Raw genomic sequence first — 13866 nt, 5'->3', positions numbered from 1 at the left:
ATCGGGGCGTGAGGAATCGGAACGGGCGTGGTCGTGAGTTCTCGGAGGCCGACTTCGGGCTCGGCGGCGGGGCGAAGCGGAAGCAGCGGCTGGTGCCGGACACGCCTGGAGTCGCGGTCTTCAGCGCGCTCGTGACGCTGGCACTGGCCGTGGTGCTGCTCATCGTGGCACTGCCCGGCGAGGAGCGGGTGCTCGTCTACGAAGGCGAGGAAGTCCGCACGTCCGCGGTCTGCGAGAGCACCGGGCCCGACGGGGAGACCGTGACGGGCGCGTGCGCCGAGTTCGGCGAGTTCGAGGTGCGGGAGACGGGCTGGTCGGTGCCCGCCGCGATCGCGGCGGGCGTGCTCGCAGTACTCGCGATCGTGGTCCTCGCCGGGGTTCCCGCGCAGGTCAGGGCCGCTCGCAAAGAGCGGGACGCCGCGCAGGAGTACATGACCGACGAGGACCGGGGCCAGGCCCGCTAGTCGACGTAGATGTCGGGCTGGAAGTCCTCCTGGCCCGGTACGACCGCGTAGCCGGACAGGTCGGTGACGCCTTCGGCGGCGAGGACGTCCTCGACCATCACGGCGTTGCCGGTGTAGTCCTTCGGGTCCTTCGCGAGGATCGCCAGCGCCGCGTCGGCCACGATCTCGGGCTTGCGGCTGCGGTCGATCATCGGCTGCCCACCGAGGGCGAACGCGACGGCGGCGGTGGCGATGGTCGTCTTGGGCCACAGGCAGTTCGCGGCCACGCCCGGCTCGGTCTCGGCGGCGCCGAGGGTCATGATCGTCATGCCGTACTTGGTGGCCGTGTAGGGGCCGCCCGCGAACCACTTGGGGTCGGTGTTCAGCGGCGGGCTGACGGTGAGCAGGTGGGCGTGGTCGGAGCCGCGCAGGTACGGGAGGGCGGCGCTGACGGTAGCGAAGGTGCCGCGCAGGTTCACGCCCGCGATGAGGTCGAACTTCTTCAGGCTGAGCTCGCCGATGCCGGTGAGGTCGAGCGCGGAGGCGTTGTTCACGCAGATGTCGAGCCCGCCGAACGCGGCGGCGGCGGTGTCGACCGCTTCGCCCACGGCTTCGGCGTCGCGCAGGTCGCCGACGATCGGGAGGGCCTGGCCGCCCGCGTCCTCGATGAGCTTCGCGGTGTCGTAGAGGGTCCCGGGGAGCTTCGGGTGGGGCTCGCCGGTCTTGGCGAACAGCGCCACCTTGACCCCGGCCGCGCCGAGTGCGACGGCGATGGCCGCGCCGATGCCGCGGCTGGCGCCGGTGACGAACGCGGCCCTGCCGTTCAGGGCCTGCGTGTTGATGGCTGGCTCCATTGCTCTGCCTCCAAGTGTTCGGTGTCACCCGAATACTACTAGTCAGTAACTTCTGGCGGTAGCCCGCTCGGCACGACACTCCGATCCGTAGCTGAATGCCAGCTGAGAGCGCGTCCAGAACTCCCCTGGAAACGGTCGCTAACCCTTTCAGGCCCACGAAGGGTGCAATAGGCTGGCCGAACGAAACGCGCCGACGGGCAACCGACCGAGGCCCGGCACGAGTACTGAGGAGCGGTGGATGACTTCGACCAGCGGGCCAGCCGGGGCAACACCGCCAGCGGTGCCGCTCCGGGGCGACGGGTCCCCGGCACGGCTCCTCGTAGTGGATGACGAGGAGAGCCTGGCCGACCTGCTGGTCGAAGCTCTCTCCTTCCAGGGCTACGACGTCACCGCCGCCCGCTCGGGCACCGAGGCCCTGGCCTCGCTCGAGAAGGTGCGGCCGGACCTGGTGATCCTCGACGTGAACATGCCCGGGCTCGACGGCTTCGGCGTCGCCGACCGAATGCGCGCCTCCGGCGACGAGACGCCCATCATCTTCCTGACCGCCCGCACCGCGCCCGACGACCTCCGCGACGGCTTCGGCTCCGGCGGCGACGACTACCTGATGAAGCCGTTCCGGCTCGAGGAGCTCTCGCTGCGCGTCTCGGCGGTCCTGCGCCGCACCATCGGCAAGGAGACGGCCTCCTCGCGCGGCGGCGACACGGTCGCCGTGGCCGACCTCATCCTCGACCTCGCGGCCCACCAGGTCACCCGCGACGGCAAGACGATCGACCTGTCCCCCACCGAGTTCCGGCTCCTGCGCTACCTCGCGGCCAACGCCGGACGGGTGGTGTCCAAATCGGAGCTGCTGCGCCAGGTCTGGGGCTACGACTTCGAGACCGAGTCCAGCCTCGCCGAGACGTACGTGTTCTACCTGCGCCGCAAGCTCGACAAGCTCGGCCCGCGGCTCATCCACACCGTCCGCGGCGTCGGCTACATGCTGCGTCCGCCGCAGGAGTAGGCCCCCATGGCAATCCGCACCAAGATCGCCGCAGCCATGGCGGTCCTGCTCATCGTCGCGGTGAGCATCATCGGCTTCGTGACCGTGCAGACGGTTTCCAGCCACCTGATCAACCAGGTCGATCAGAAACTCCACGGCGTGCTGAAGCAGGGCGACATCGGTCCCGCCGAGGGCAACGAGTCGACCGGCGAGGTCCCGTACGCCGAGTTCGCGCTCATGATCTTCGACGAGGACGGGACGCTCGTCCTAGGCACCCCCGCCGGTTTCAAGAACGACCCCTACTCGATGCCCGACCTGTCCTCACCCCCTTCCAAGAGCGAGTACTTCACCGTCGAGAGCGTCGACGGCGAGACGTCCTACCGGGCCGCGAGCCTGGTCAACGCCAAACTCACCGGTGTCAGCGGCACCTACACCGTCGTCGTCGCCACCTCGATGGACGGCGTCGAGGCCACGATCTCGACCCTGACACGGACCGTCCTCATCACCGGCTTCGTGGTGGCCGCCCTCGGCATCGTGATCGCCTGGATCATCACCCGGCGCGGGCTGCGCGTGGTCGACCACATGGTCGCCGACGCCGAGACCGTCGCCTCCGGGAACCTCGACCACCGCATCACCGCCGCCGACCCGCGCACCGAGATGGGCCGCTTGTCCTTGGCGCTCAACCGGATGGTCTCGCGCCTGACCGACGCCATCACGCAGCGCGACCGCCAGCACGAGCGGCTGCGCCAGTTCGTGGCCGACGCCGGGCACGAACTGCGCACCCCGCTCACCGCCATCGGCGGCTACGTCCAGCTCTACGAGTCCGGGGCGACCCCGCAGGGCGAGAAGCTCGACCGGGCCATGAGCCGCATCGGCAGCGAGAACGCGCGCCTGGCGAAGCTCGTCGACGACCTCATGGTCCTGTCCCGCCTCGACGAGGAGGTGGGCGGCGACCGCGAGCTGGTCGAGCTCACCCAACTCGCGCAGGACGCCGTGGACGACGCGGAGGTCGCCGCCTCGACGCACCCGATCAGGCTCTCCGCGCGCCAGCCGATCACCGTGGTCGCCAACGAGGGCCAGCTGCGGCAGGTGCTCGTGAACCTCCTGACCAACGCCCGCGTGCACACCCCGCAGGGCACCTCCATCGACGTCTCGGTCGCCGAGAGCGGCGGCTGGGCGGTCCTGCGCGTCGCCGACCACGGCCCGGGCATCCCGGCCGAGCACCGCCAGAAGGTCTTCGACCGGTTCTACCGGGCCGACCCGTCGCGGTCGCGCGCCACCGGCGGCTCCGGGCTCGGGCTCTCCATCGTGTCCTCGATCGTCGCCGCGCACGGCGGCGAGATCCGCCTCGACAGCGAGCCCGGCGAGGGCACCGCGATCGAGGTGCGGCTCCCGGTCGCACGCCTGGAGTAGCGGCCCCGGCCGCCGTCCCCACCGGACGGTGTGAGCCGTTTCGACCCTAGGATGAGAGGGCCGGTCCGCTTCGCCACCTGCCCCGGCGGGCGGGCCGGCCCCCTCTTCCCCTCGGGGCGAACCGAACGGAGTCCCCCACCATGCCAGCGAAACGCGTCCTCATCTCCGGTGCCGGAATCGCCGGGACCACCCTCGCCTACTGGCTGCACCGCAACGGGTTCGAGCCCGTCGTCGTGGAGCGCGCCCCCGAGCTGCGGCCCGGCGGGTACAAGATCGACATCCGCGGCGCGGCGCTCGACGTCGTCGAACGCATGGGCATCATGGAGCCGATCCGCGCCGCCCGCACCGACATCCAGAGCGCCTCGATCGTCAACGCCAAGGGCCGCAAGGTCGCCAGCCTCGACGGCGACACGTTCGGCGGCCGCGAGCACGGCGACGCCGAGATCCACCGCGGCGAACTCGGGCGGATCATCTACGGACTCACCGAATCCGCCGTCGACTACCGCTTCGGCGACTCGATCGCGTCTTTGGAGCAGACCGCAGACGGGGTCGACGTCGAGTTCGAGAGCGGGAAGGCCGAGCACTTCGACCTCGTCGTCGGCGCCGACGGCCTCCACTCCCGCACCCGCAGGCTCGCGTTCGGCCCCGAGGACGACTACATCTGGCCCATGGGCTACGGCGTCGCCTCCTACTCCGTCCCCAACGACCTCGGCCTCGACCGCTGCGAGCTCACCTACGTGGGTCCGAACCGCACCGCCCTCGTCTACAACACCGCAGGGAACACGCACGCCACCGCCCTGTTCCTCTGGGCCGCGGACAAACTCGAGTACGACCGGTCCGACCGCGCCGCGCAGGTCGCGATCCTCCGCGAGGCCTACGCGAACGAGGGCTGGGAGGTCCCGAAGCTCCTCGCCGCCGCCGAGACCACCCCGGACTTCTACTTCGACTCCCTCGCCCAGATCGCGATGGACACGCTCGCGCAAGGCCGCGTCGCGCTCGTCGGCGACGCCGCCCACTGCGCCTCCGCCGCCTCCGGGCAGGGCACCAGCCTCGCGCTCGTCGACGCGTACGTCCTCGCCGGAGAACTCGCCAAAGCCGACGGCGACCCGTCCGCGTTCGCCGCGTACGAGACCATCGTCGCCCCCTTCGCGAAAGCGAACCAGGCCCTCGGCCCCTCGAACATCAAGGGCATGGTCATCCCGTCCAAGGCCCGCATCAGCTCCAGCATGGCGTTCCTCGCGGTCGTCTCCCGCATGCCCGGGAAGGAACGCCTCATGGCCCCCGTCGTGAAGGCGATCCACAAGGCCGCCACCGCGATCGACCTCCCGGAATACCAGAAATAAGACAAAGGGGAAAGGACGCGGGCGCGTGCTAACGTGACCGTTCGTGACCCGCATCCTTCCCTCCTGGTTCGTCGAACGCATCAACCCCGTGCCCGACGAGGACGACCTCCCGGTCTCCACGCTGGAACTGTTCTTCGACCTCATCTTCGTCTTCACCGTCGCCCAGTTCACCGCGATCATCGCCTACGACCCGCTCATCGGCCTGCTCCAGACCGTGCTCATGTTCGGGTTCCTGTGGTGGATGTACGCCGGGTACTCCTGGCTCACCAACGTGATCCCGCCCGAGCGCCCCGCCCGCCGCGTGCTCCTCCTGTGCGCCATGGCCGGGTGGCTCGTCATCGCCCTCGCCGTCCCCGTCGCGTTCGAGAGCGGCGGCGGCATCTGGATCGCCGTCGGCCTGCTCGTCGTCGTGCTCGTCCACGGCCTCATGTACATGCAGGCCGCCCGCTCCTTCGGGCCCGTGTTCATCGCGAACCTCGTCGCCGTCGCAGCCGTCTTCGCCGCCGAGATCGGCCCCGGAGGCGTGTGGCGCTACGCGCTCTGGGCCCTGGCCACCGCCATCGTGTGGACGGTCCCGATCTGGCACGGCCAGCGCGGCCTCAGCCTCCACCCCGCGCACATCACCGAACGGCACGGCCTGGTCGTGATCGTCGCGCTCGGGGAATCGGTGGTGGCCATCGGGATCGGCGCGAAGGACCTCCCGGTGAACGCGAACCTGCTCGTCGCGGCCGTCCTCGGCCTCGCGGTCGCCGCGTGCATGTGGTGGTCGCTGTTCGTACACGACATCCCCGCCACCGAGCACATCCTGACGCACACGAAGGACGCGGTGAAGCGGGTGCGGAAGGTCCTCGCGGGCCTGTCCTACGCGTTCATCCCGGTGCTCGTCGGCATCCTCGTCACCGCCGCCGGGCTCAAGCACGCCGTCGGGCACGCCATGGAGCCGCTCGACCTCGCCTCGACGCTGCTGCTGTCGGGCGGCGTCGCGACGTTCCTGCTCGGCACGGCCGGGCTGCGCATGTCGATGCCGCTGCCCCGCCCCTGGTGGGAGCGGGTGGCGCTCGCGGCCGCGGTCCTGGCGCTGGCCCCGCTCGGCCTGGTCAACGCGGCGCTCCAGTTGGGCGCCGTCGTGATCGTCCTGGTCGCGGGGCTCGAGATCGAGCGCCGGCTCGCTAGAGCGGCGTCGAAGCCAGCGCTTTAGGAATCACCAGGGGCGTCCCGGACTCGGGGTCGTCGATGATCCGGCACGGCAGGTCGAAGACCTTCTGCACCGTGTCGGCCGTGACGATCTCGGCCGGGGCGCCCTCGGCCACCACCTCGCCGTCGCGCATCGCGATGAGGTGCGTGGCGTAGCGGGCGGCCTGGTTGAGGTCGTGGAGCACCGCGACGAGGGTGCGGCCCTCGCGGTGGAGCTTCGCGCACAGGTCGAGGACCTCGATCTGGTGCGTGATGTCGAGGAACGTCGTCGGCTCGTCGAGCAGGAGCAGCGGCGTCTGCTGGGCGAGGACCATGGCGATCCACACGCGCTGGCGCTGGCCGCCGGAGAGCTCGTCGACCCCGCGCGAGGCGAGCTCGCTGATGTCGGTGGCGGCCATGGCCTCGGCGACGACGCGTTCGTCCTCCGCGGACCACTGCTTGAGGATCCCCTGGTGGGGGTAGCGGCCGCGCGCGACGAGGTCGGCGACGGTGATGCCGTCGGGCGCGATCGGCGACTGCGGGAGCAGGCCCAGGCGGCGCGCGACGGCGCGGGTGGGCTGGGAGTGGATGTCCCTGCCGTCGAGAAGGACCTGCCCGGCGGAGGGCTTGAGCATGCGCGCCAAGGCCTTCAGCAGGGTCGACTTGCCGCAGGCGTTGGGGCCCAGGATGACCGTGAACTCCCCTTCGGGGATGGTCACGTCGAGGCCTTGGCTGATGGCGACGCGGCCGTAGCCGATGGTGGCGTCCTGGACTACGAGCGGACCAGCGGTCACGACATGACCTCCTTCTTGCGTTGGGCGATGAGCAGCCACACGAGGTAGAGGCCGCCGACCACGCCGGTGACGACCCCTGTGGGCAGTTGGCGGTCGCCGACTCCGGCGACCGCGATCATGTCGGCGGCGGTCACGATGAGCGCGCCGATGATCGCCGAGAGCACGAAGCTCCTGGCGGAGCCGGTGAGGCGGGCCGCGATGTGCGGGGCGGCGAGCGCGACGAACGCGAGCGGCCCGGCGACCGAGACGGCCCCGGCGGTGAGGACCGAGGCGGTGACGAGCGCGATGACGCGGGTGCGCGTGACGTGCACGCCCAGGCCCGTGGCGCTCGCTTCGCCCAGGCGCAGCGCGTCGAGGCCGCGCGACAGGAACATGACGACGATCAGCCCTGCGGCGAACACGAGCGCGGCGGTCCAGGCCTGGCTGCGGTCGCGGCCCGAGAGGTCGCCGGTGAGCCAGTAGACCGCGCGGAACGCGTCGATCGTGTTGGTGCGGGTGAGCAGGTAGCCGTTGACGCCCGCGAGGATCGCCGAGACGCCGATGCCGACGAGCACGAGCCGGTACCCGGACGGATCGCCGCCGCGCGTGAGCGCCCAGATGAGGAGCCCGGTGGCGAGCGCGCCGAGCGCCGCGAACCCGGCGGTGACCTGGAGGGACCCGGCGGTGAGGACGATCGCGACGAGCGCCCCGGAGGTCGCGCCCTGCGTCAGGCCGAGGATGTCGGGGCTGCCGAGCGGGTTGCGGGTGAGGTTCTGGAACAACGCGCCGGACAGGCCCATGCACGCGCCGACGCCGAGGGCCGTGGCCAGGCGCGGGAACCGCAGCTCCCAGAGGATGAACTCGTCGCCCTTGGTGCCCTGGTCGAGCAGGGCCGCCCAGGTGCGTTCGAGGCCGAGCGCGGTCGAGCCGGTCGCGGCCGACCACACGGCCACGAAGGCGAGGACGGCGAGGGAGCCGACGACCGCCGCGAGCGTGCGGTGGCGGACCCGGACCGAGTTGCCGCCCAAGCGGACCACGGTGGATCCGGAGGTCAGGGTGCTCACAGGCGGGCCACCTTCCTGCGGCTCACGAGGTAGAGGAAGAACGGGCCGCCCGCGACGGCGCAGACGATGCCGACCTGCACTTCGGCGGGGCGGGCGATGACGCGGCCGAGGACGTCGGCGGCGACGAGGAACGCCGCGCCCGAGAGCATCGAATAGGGCAGGACCCAGTTCTGGTCCGGCCCGGTGAAGGCGCGCACGACGTGCGGCACGACGAGGCCGACGAACACGATCGGGCCGCACACGGCCGTCGCGGTCCCGGCGAGGACGGTGATCGCGGCGATCCCGGCGACGCGCAGCACGCGCGGGTCGACGCCGAGGCCCGTGGCGGTCGCGTCCCCGAGGGCGAGGGCGTTGAGCGGGCGGGCGAGGAAGACCCCGACGACGGCAGCGCCGCCGATGAGGAGGACGACCGGCAGCATGGGCGCGACGTGCGCGTTCACGAGCGACCCGACCGACCAGAACCGCATCTGGTCGAGCGTCGCCGCGTCCATGAGCTGGATCGCCGAGACGTACGCGTACCCGGCGGCCGTGACCGCGGCGCCCGCGAGCGCGAGCCGCGCGGGGGTGGCGCTGGCGGCCCCGGCGATGAGGTAGACGGCGACGGAGGCGGCGGCCGCGCCGAGGAACGCGAAGGCGATCGTGCCGGTGAAGCCGACGGAGCCGATGAAGTAGGAGGCGGTGACGACGGCGGCCGCGGCGCCGGTGTTGACGCCGAGGAGGCCGGGGTCGGCGAGGGGGTTGCGGGTCATGGCCTGCATGAGCGCCCCGGCGAGGCCGAGCGCGGCCCCGGCGGCGAGGCCGAGCACGGTGCGGGGCACGCGCAGCTCGGTGACGACGGGGTAGGACTCCGCGTTCGCGTCGGTGAGCCCGGCCCAGACCTGGCCGAGGTCCATCGCGCGGGAGCCGACGGCGACGCTGAGGACCGCGAGGACCGCCAGGAGGGCGACGAGGGCGAAGAGGCCGAGGATCCGGCGGGCCGTGCGCGAGGGCGGCGCGGCAGCGGTTGCGTCCCTTGGCGAGTCGAGCGCCGGGGCCTGCTCCCTGGCGCTTTGGGCGGTTGACAAGTGCGGTCTCCGGAGGGATAGTGGCTGCGGTTTTGTTTAGGCTAACCTAACCGCGACACCCCTGCCATCGTCGCTCTCCCCCGTGAAGGAGTTCCCCGTGCCACTCCGCGCCCGCCCCGTCCTCGTCCCCTCCGGCCTCACCCGTCGCGGCCTGTTCGCCGCGGGCGGCGGCCTCGGGGCCGCTTCGCTGCTCGCGGCCTGCGGTTCCGAGGAGGAGCCGGCGGCCGAGGGCACCGGCGCCGCGTCGGGGCCGTTCTCGTTCCTCGACGAGCGCGACCAGACCGAGGTCGAGCTGGACAGCACGCCGACCGCGGTCGTCGCGTTCACCGGCCTCGCGGCCGCCCTGTACGACTACGGCGTCGAGGTCGCGGCCGTGTTCGGGCCGACCACGCTCGCCGACGGCTCCCCCGACATCCAGGCCGGGCGCATGCCCGTCGAGGGCCTCACGGTCCTCGGCAACGCCTGGGGCGAGTTCGACGTCGAGCAGTTCGCCCAGCTGAACCCGCAGCTCATCGTCTCCCACTACTACGAGGGCTTCGACCTGTGGTTCGTGCCCGAGGAGCGCCTCGAGGAAGTCCAGGCGCTCGCGCCGGGGATCGGCATCGAGGTGTCGAAGCCGACCATCGACGAGATCATCGACCGCCATGCGTCCCTTGCGAAGGCGCTCGGCGCCGACCTCGAGTCGGAGGCGAACACGGCCGGAGTGGAGCGCTTCGGCGCGGCCGCCGGAGGCGTGGCAGAAGCGGTCGCCGAGAAGCCGCTGAAGGTCGTCGCGGTCGGCGCGTGGCCCGACGGGCTGTACATCGCGAACCCGCCCACGTTCAACATCATCGCCAAGTGCGTCGAGCTCGGCGTCGACTTCGTCGTGCCCGAGAACCCGGACCAGAACAACTACTGGGAGCTCCTGTCCTGGGAGAACATCGACAAGTACGAGGCCGACGCGATCTTCCTCGACATCCGGACCGGGAACATCGCGCCCGAGACGCTGCTCGCGGACTACCCCACTTGGGCGGCGCTCCCGGCGGTGCAGGCCGGGCAGGTGTACCGCTGGAACGGCGAGCCGGTGTACTCGCACATCGGCGGTGCCGTTGAGCTGGAACGGATCACAGAGGGGCTCGCGGCCGCGCAGCCGCTCGCGTAGGCACCGCCCCCTAGCCGCGGGGCCAGTGGCTGACGCCACGTCATGACCCCAGTTCAGAGGGCCGGAATCTGCTTAGGTTAGCCTAACCTGCGATCGGCCGGGCTGCGTCCGCGAGCCGTTCGGAATCCGGCCCTCAACCGCCCTTCAAGAAGGAGAAACACATGGCTTTCGATGCCGACAGCGTCAAGCTCGGCCGCCGCGGCCTGCTCGCGGGCGGCGGCGCCCTCGGACTCACGGGCGTTCTCGCCGCCTGCGGGAACGACGACTCCTCGTCCGACGACGGCGCCGAGGGCACCGGCCCCTGGGAGTTCACCGACGACCGCGACGAGACCACCGAGCTCGAGGCGACTCCGACCAAGATCGTCGCCTTCACCGGCATGGCCGCCGCGCTCTACGACTTCGGCATCGAGATCCCGGCCGTCTACGGCCCCACCACGAACGAGGACGGCACCCCCACCACCCAGGCCGGGAACCTCCCCGTCGCCGACCTCGAGGTCTTCGGCAACGTCTACGGCGAGTTCGACGTCGAGGCCTACGCCGCCTACGGGCCCGAGGTCATGATGACCCACTACTACATCGACCCGGCCTCGCTCTGGTACGTGCCCGCCGAGAGCGCCGAGAACATCACGAGTCTCGCGCCGGTCGTCGCCCTCAGCGCCAACGACGAAGGCCTGTCGAACACGCTCGACACCGTCATCGGCCGCCACGCCGAGCTCGCCGAGTCCCTCGGCGCCGACCTCGACTCGGAGACCAACGCCGCTAACAAGGAGCGCTACGACGCCGCCGTGGAGGCCCTCAAGGCCGCCGCCGCCGCGAACCCGGTCAAGGTCCTCGCCTGCGCCGCCGCCGCTGACACGTTCTACGCCTCCAGCCCGCTCATGGGCAACGACACCCGCTTCTTCCTGGAGCTCGGCGTCGACATCATCGTGCCCGACGCGCTCGACGAGGCCACCGGCTCGTACTTCGAGTTCCTGTCCTGGGAGAACGTCGACAAGTACCAGGCCGACGTGCTCCTGCTCGACAACCGCGTCCAGTCGCTCCAGCCCGCGCAGCTGACCGAGTACCCGACCTTCCAGGCCCTCCCGGCCGTCCAGGAAGGACAGATCGTCGGCTGGGAGGCCGAGCCGATGTACTCCTACGGCCTCGCCGCCGCCTCGATCGAGGCCCTCGCGACCGCGATCCAGAACGCCAAGAAGCTCTTCTGAGAAGGCGCCGTTAAGACCTGAGTTGCAAAGTGAGAAGGGGCGGGATCGAATGATCCCGCCCCTTCGCTTTCGCTTGCGCTACTTCAGCTTCAGCGTCACGACCGTCGGGTCGTGGTCCGACGCGCCGTAGCGGCCGTAAGCGGGCTCCTCGCCGAACTCGTAGGCGTCGGCCGGGTAGTCCGCGTTGATGTGGGCGCTGGTGACGTCCTCGAGCTTCCTGAGGACGGCCGGCGAACCCCACATCTGGTCGAGCGTCTGCGTCTGGCCCATGTAGGTGTAGGAGTAGGCCGCCTCGGGCTGGCAGCGCACCATCACGTCGTACAGGCTCGACAGGCCCGAGTCCTCGTACATGCCCGCGAGCTGGTCGGACGGGCCGACCCAGTCGCCGGAGATGACCTGACCCTCGGCGAACGGGTCGTCAGGGCGCGGGAAGACGTTGAAGTCGCCGCCCGCCAGGACCCTCGCCTTGCGATCGTCCGCGAGGATCGCGCTCGTCACTGCCGCCAGGTAGTTCGCCTGCTCGGTGCGGTGCAGCACGCGGGTGTTCGGGCCCGACGAGAAGTGGTTGTTGACCAGGTAGATCTCGGAGACGACCTTGCCCTTGCGGTCCTTGAGGTCGAACTTGCCGACCTGCGTGGGACGGCTGTACACGTCGTACCCGTTGCAGGCGAACACGCCCGAGCTCTTGCACTGGTCGACGACCTCCTGCGGCAGCGCCGCGTTGAGGGCCTTCGGGTTCTGCACGTCGGCGTTGATCTCGTCGGCCGCCGTCGCGTAGTCGATCGCGGGCGCGGCGCCCAGGACGGCGTCGTCCTCGTCGGCCTCGGCCAGCTCGGCGAGCTCGGGACGCCACATGAAGCCGGTCATGATGCCGCGCGTGTCGGCCGAGTCCAGGTCGCCCGCGACCTCGTAGGTCGGGCCGCCGTACTCGGCGATGACGAGCGCGAGCTCCTGGATCGAGTCGGGGGCGCCGTCGCCGCCGGTGTTCGCGTCACCGGTGTTGACGAGGTCGCACACGAGACGGTCGGCGCCGAGGCCGGATCCGGCGGTCCACTCCGGGTTGACCGAGCAGACGTCCTGGGCCTCGCCCTCCTGGGTCATGAGGATCGCGGGGCTCTGCAGGTCCTCGACGATCTGCTGCGCCTGGCGCTCCATCTGCGCCTGGTACTCCTCGACGCTCGCGGGCACGTAGTCGAACGGGGGCTTGACGTTCCCCTCGGGATCCTCGGGGTCGGTGCAGCCGGTGTTGCCGGCGAAGTCGCAGCCGGAGTTCGGGTTGTCGCGGAAGTCGTACAGGTTCTCGATGTTGTACGAGGAGATCGCGACCTCGTTCTTGCCCGCCGCCTCGACCGGCTCGTTCTCGGCCGGCTCAAGGCCGCCCTCGAGGGTCAGGTCGTTCGCGACCTCGATGGCGTACTTGGCGAACGAGAGGTACACGCCGCCGGTGTTGGCCTCGGTGATGACGTCGTACGTCTTGGCCGGGGCGATCACGGTCTCGGTAGTGCCCTCGGTGGCGCGCAGGCCCAGGTCGCCCATGACGAACAGGTAGCCGTTGCCGTCGTCGAAGGCGCCCTCGGCGGTGTCGAGCGGGTGCGCGTCGCGGAAGGCGCGGGCGGCGTAGCCGTCCTGCTGGGCCGCTTCGCTGTCGCCGCGCATCGCCCAGACCTCGCCGCCGCTGGAGTACACGTCGCGCCCGGCGGTCACGACCGAGTCGGCGGGGACGGTGAGCTGCATGCCGAGGTGGCGGCGGAAGTACTCGGTGGAGGCCTTCGCGTCGTTCGGCGGGTCGACCTCGACGTGCTCGACCTCATTGAGCGGGTCCAGACCGGACTCGACCACGTCGTAGACGAACGTGGAGCCGCCGCTGAACTGGATGTTCCCGAAGTAGGTGCCGACGACGGCGCGCACGACGATCTCGTCGCCCACCTTGACGTTCCAGTTCGCGCCCAGCTCGGCCTGCGCGGGCGAGCCGTTGAGGGTGCGGACCGTGGAGAACTTGTTGTTGAAGACGAAGATGCCGTCGGAGGACAGCGGGTCGCCGTCGGTGGCGTCGGCGCGCTCCTGAATAAAAAAGCCCCGATTGCCGGAGGGGTCGAGGGTCAGCTGCGTGACCACGCCCTGGACGTACACGGTCTTGCCCGCGAGGGGCGAGGTGAAGTCGGTGTCGCCGTCGGCGATCGAGCCCTGGACCTCGCCGATGTTCACGATGTCGATGTCCGCGTAGGCGGAAGAGGCGAAGACGAGACCGGACGCGCCGACGATGACCGCGCCTGCGGCCGCCGCCGCGAGCCGGGCTCGCCGTCTGAGGGAACGCACAGGAAGGCTCCAATGCTGTCGTACGGGACCTCGGCGCGAGGGCGCGAGGCGGATGATGGGGGCGGTCTTCACTCAACCGCACCAGCGGGTCGAAAGCA

General features: G+C 70.8%; 12 protein-coding genes. 7 read left to right on the top strand and 5 right to left on the bottom strand.

The genetic code is table 11. From position 1 onward, the window contains the following. Window positions 1-8: 8 nt before the first annotated feature. Window positions 9-464 (top strand): hypothetical protein, encoded by a 456-nt coding sequence (locus ACGGCP_RS11410; protein WP_392964391.1) that lies wholly within the window; start codon window positions 9-11, stop codon window positions 462-464. Here ACGGCP_RS11410 and ACGGCP_RS11405 read toward each other — a convergent pair. After that, the gene (locus ACGGCP_RS11405; RefSeq protein ID WP_392964388.1) at window positions 461-1297 is read right to left on the bottom strand and encodes an SDR family oxidoreductase; all 837 of its coding nucleotides are present in this window, start codon (window positions 1295-1297) and stop codon (window positions 461-463) included. The two genes, ACGGCP_RS11410 and ACGGCP_RS11405, sit on opposite strands and share 4 nt — an antisense overlap. A gap of 238 nt (window positions 1298-1535) precedes the next feature. Here ACGGCP_RS11405 and ACGGCP_RS11400 point away from each other — a divergent pair, with 238 nt between their 5' ends. The 4 genes from ACGGCP_RS11400 (at window position 1536) to ACGGCP_RS11385 (ending at window position 6230) form a co-directional block, all read left to right on the top strand. After that, a complete protein-coding gene (locus ACGGCP_RS11400) occupies window positions 1536-2297 on the top strand; it encodes a response regulator transcription factor (RefSeq protein WP_392964385.1) in 762 nt (253 codons plus the stop codon). A gap of 6 nt (window positions 2298-2303) precedes the next feature. Next, window positions 2304-3689, top strand: a complete 1386-nt coding sequence (locus ACGGCP_RS11395) for a sensor histidine kinase (RefSeq protein ID WP_392964383.1) — start codon at window positions 2304-2306, stop codon at window positions 3687-3689. Between the two features lie 140 nt (window positions 3690-3829). Next, the gene (locus tag ACGGCP_RS11390; RefSeq protein WP_392964380.1) at window positions 3830-5032 is read left to right on the top strand and encodes an FAD-dependent monooxygenase; all 1203 of its coding nucleotides are present in this window, start codon (window positions 3830-3832) and stop codon (window positions 5030-5032) included. Between the two features lie 43 nt (window positions 5033-5075). Next, window positions 5076-6230 (top strand): low temperature requirement protein A, encoded by a 1155-nt coding sequence (locus ACGGCP_RS11385; protein ID WP_392964377.1) that lies wholly within the window; start codon window positions 5076-5078, stop codon window positions 6228-6230. Here ACGGCP_RS11385 and ACGGCP_RS11380 read toward each other — a convergent pair. From ACGGCP_RS11380 to ACGGCP_RS11370, 3 genes are read right to left on the bottom strand one after another with little or no spacing between them, the layout of a single operon-like run. Continuing rightward, on the bottom strand, window positions 6202-6963 hold the full coding sequence (locus ACGGCP_RS11380) for an ABC transporter ATP-binding protein (protein ID WP_392965086.1): 762 nt from the start codon (window positions 6961-6963) through the stop codon (window positions 6202-6204). The genes ACGGCP_RS11385 and ACGGCP_RS11380 overlap by 29 nt on opposite strands. 32 nt (window positions 6964-6995) lie before the next feature. Beyond that, window positions 6996-8042: a FecCD family ABC transporter permease gene (locus ACGGCP_RS11375; RefSeq protein WP_392964374.1), complete on the bottom strand. Its 1047-nt coding sequence runs from the start codon at window positions 8040-8042 to the stop codon at window positions 6996-6998. Further along, on the bottom strand, window positions 8039-9106 hold the full coding sequence (locus ACGGCP_RS11370; RefSeq protein ID WP_392964371.1) for a FecCD family ABC transporter permease: 1068 nt from the start codon (window positions 9104-9106) through the stop codon (window positions 8039-8041). Before ACGGCP_RS11370 ends, ACGGCP_RS11375 begins: the two co-directional genes overlap by 4 nt. A gap of 97 nt (window positions 9107-9203) precedes the next feature. Here ACGGCP_RS11370 and ACGGCP_RS11365 point away from each other — a divergent pair, with 97 nt between their 5' ends. Together ACGGCP_RS11365 and ACGGCP_RS11360 are read left to right on the top strand one after the other, a co-directional pair. Beyond that, window positions 9204-10247, top strand: a complete 1044-nt coding sequence (locus ACGGCP_RS11365) for an ABC transporter substrate-binding protein (protein WP_392964368.1) — start codon at window positions 9204-9206, stop codon at window positions 10245-10247. A 161-nt stretch (window positions 10248-10408) separates the two neighbouring features. Then, window positions 10409-11452 carry an ABC transporter substrate-binding protein gene (locus ACGGCP_RS11360; protein ID WP_392964365.1) on the top strand — a complete coding sequence of 348 codons (1044 nt, stop codon included), beginning with the start codon at window positions 10409-10411 and terminating at the stop codon, window positions 11450-11452. A gap of 78 nt (window positions 11453-11530) precedes the next feature. On the opposite strand, the gene ACGGCP_RS11355 is transcribed toward ACGGCP_RS11360, so the two are convergent. Beyond that, window positions 11531-13768 carry a hypothetical protein gene (locus ACGGCP_RS11355; protein ID WP_392964362.1) on the bottom strand — a complete coding sequence of 746 codons (2238 nt, stop codon included), beginning with the start codon at window positions 13766-13768 and terminating at the stop codon, window positions 11531-11533. Between the last annotated feature and the right edge of the window lie 98 nt (window positions 13769-13866).

This window comes from Glycomyces sp. NPDC048151, from assembly GCF_043202775.1.
Taxonomy (GTDB): Bacteria; Actinomycetota; Actinomycetes; order Mycobacteriales; family Micromonosporaceae; genus Glycomyces.
Note: the sequence above shows the minus strand (reverse complement) of the source record. Positions and strands in the feature narration are given on the sequence as shown.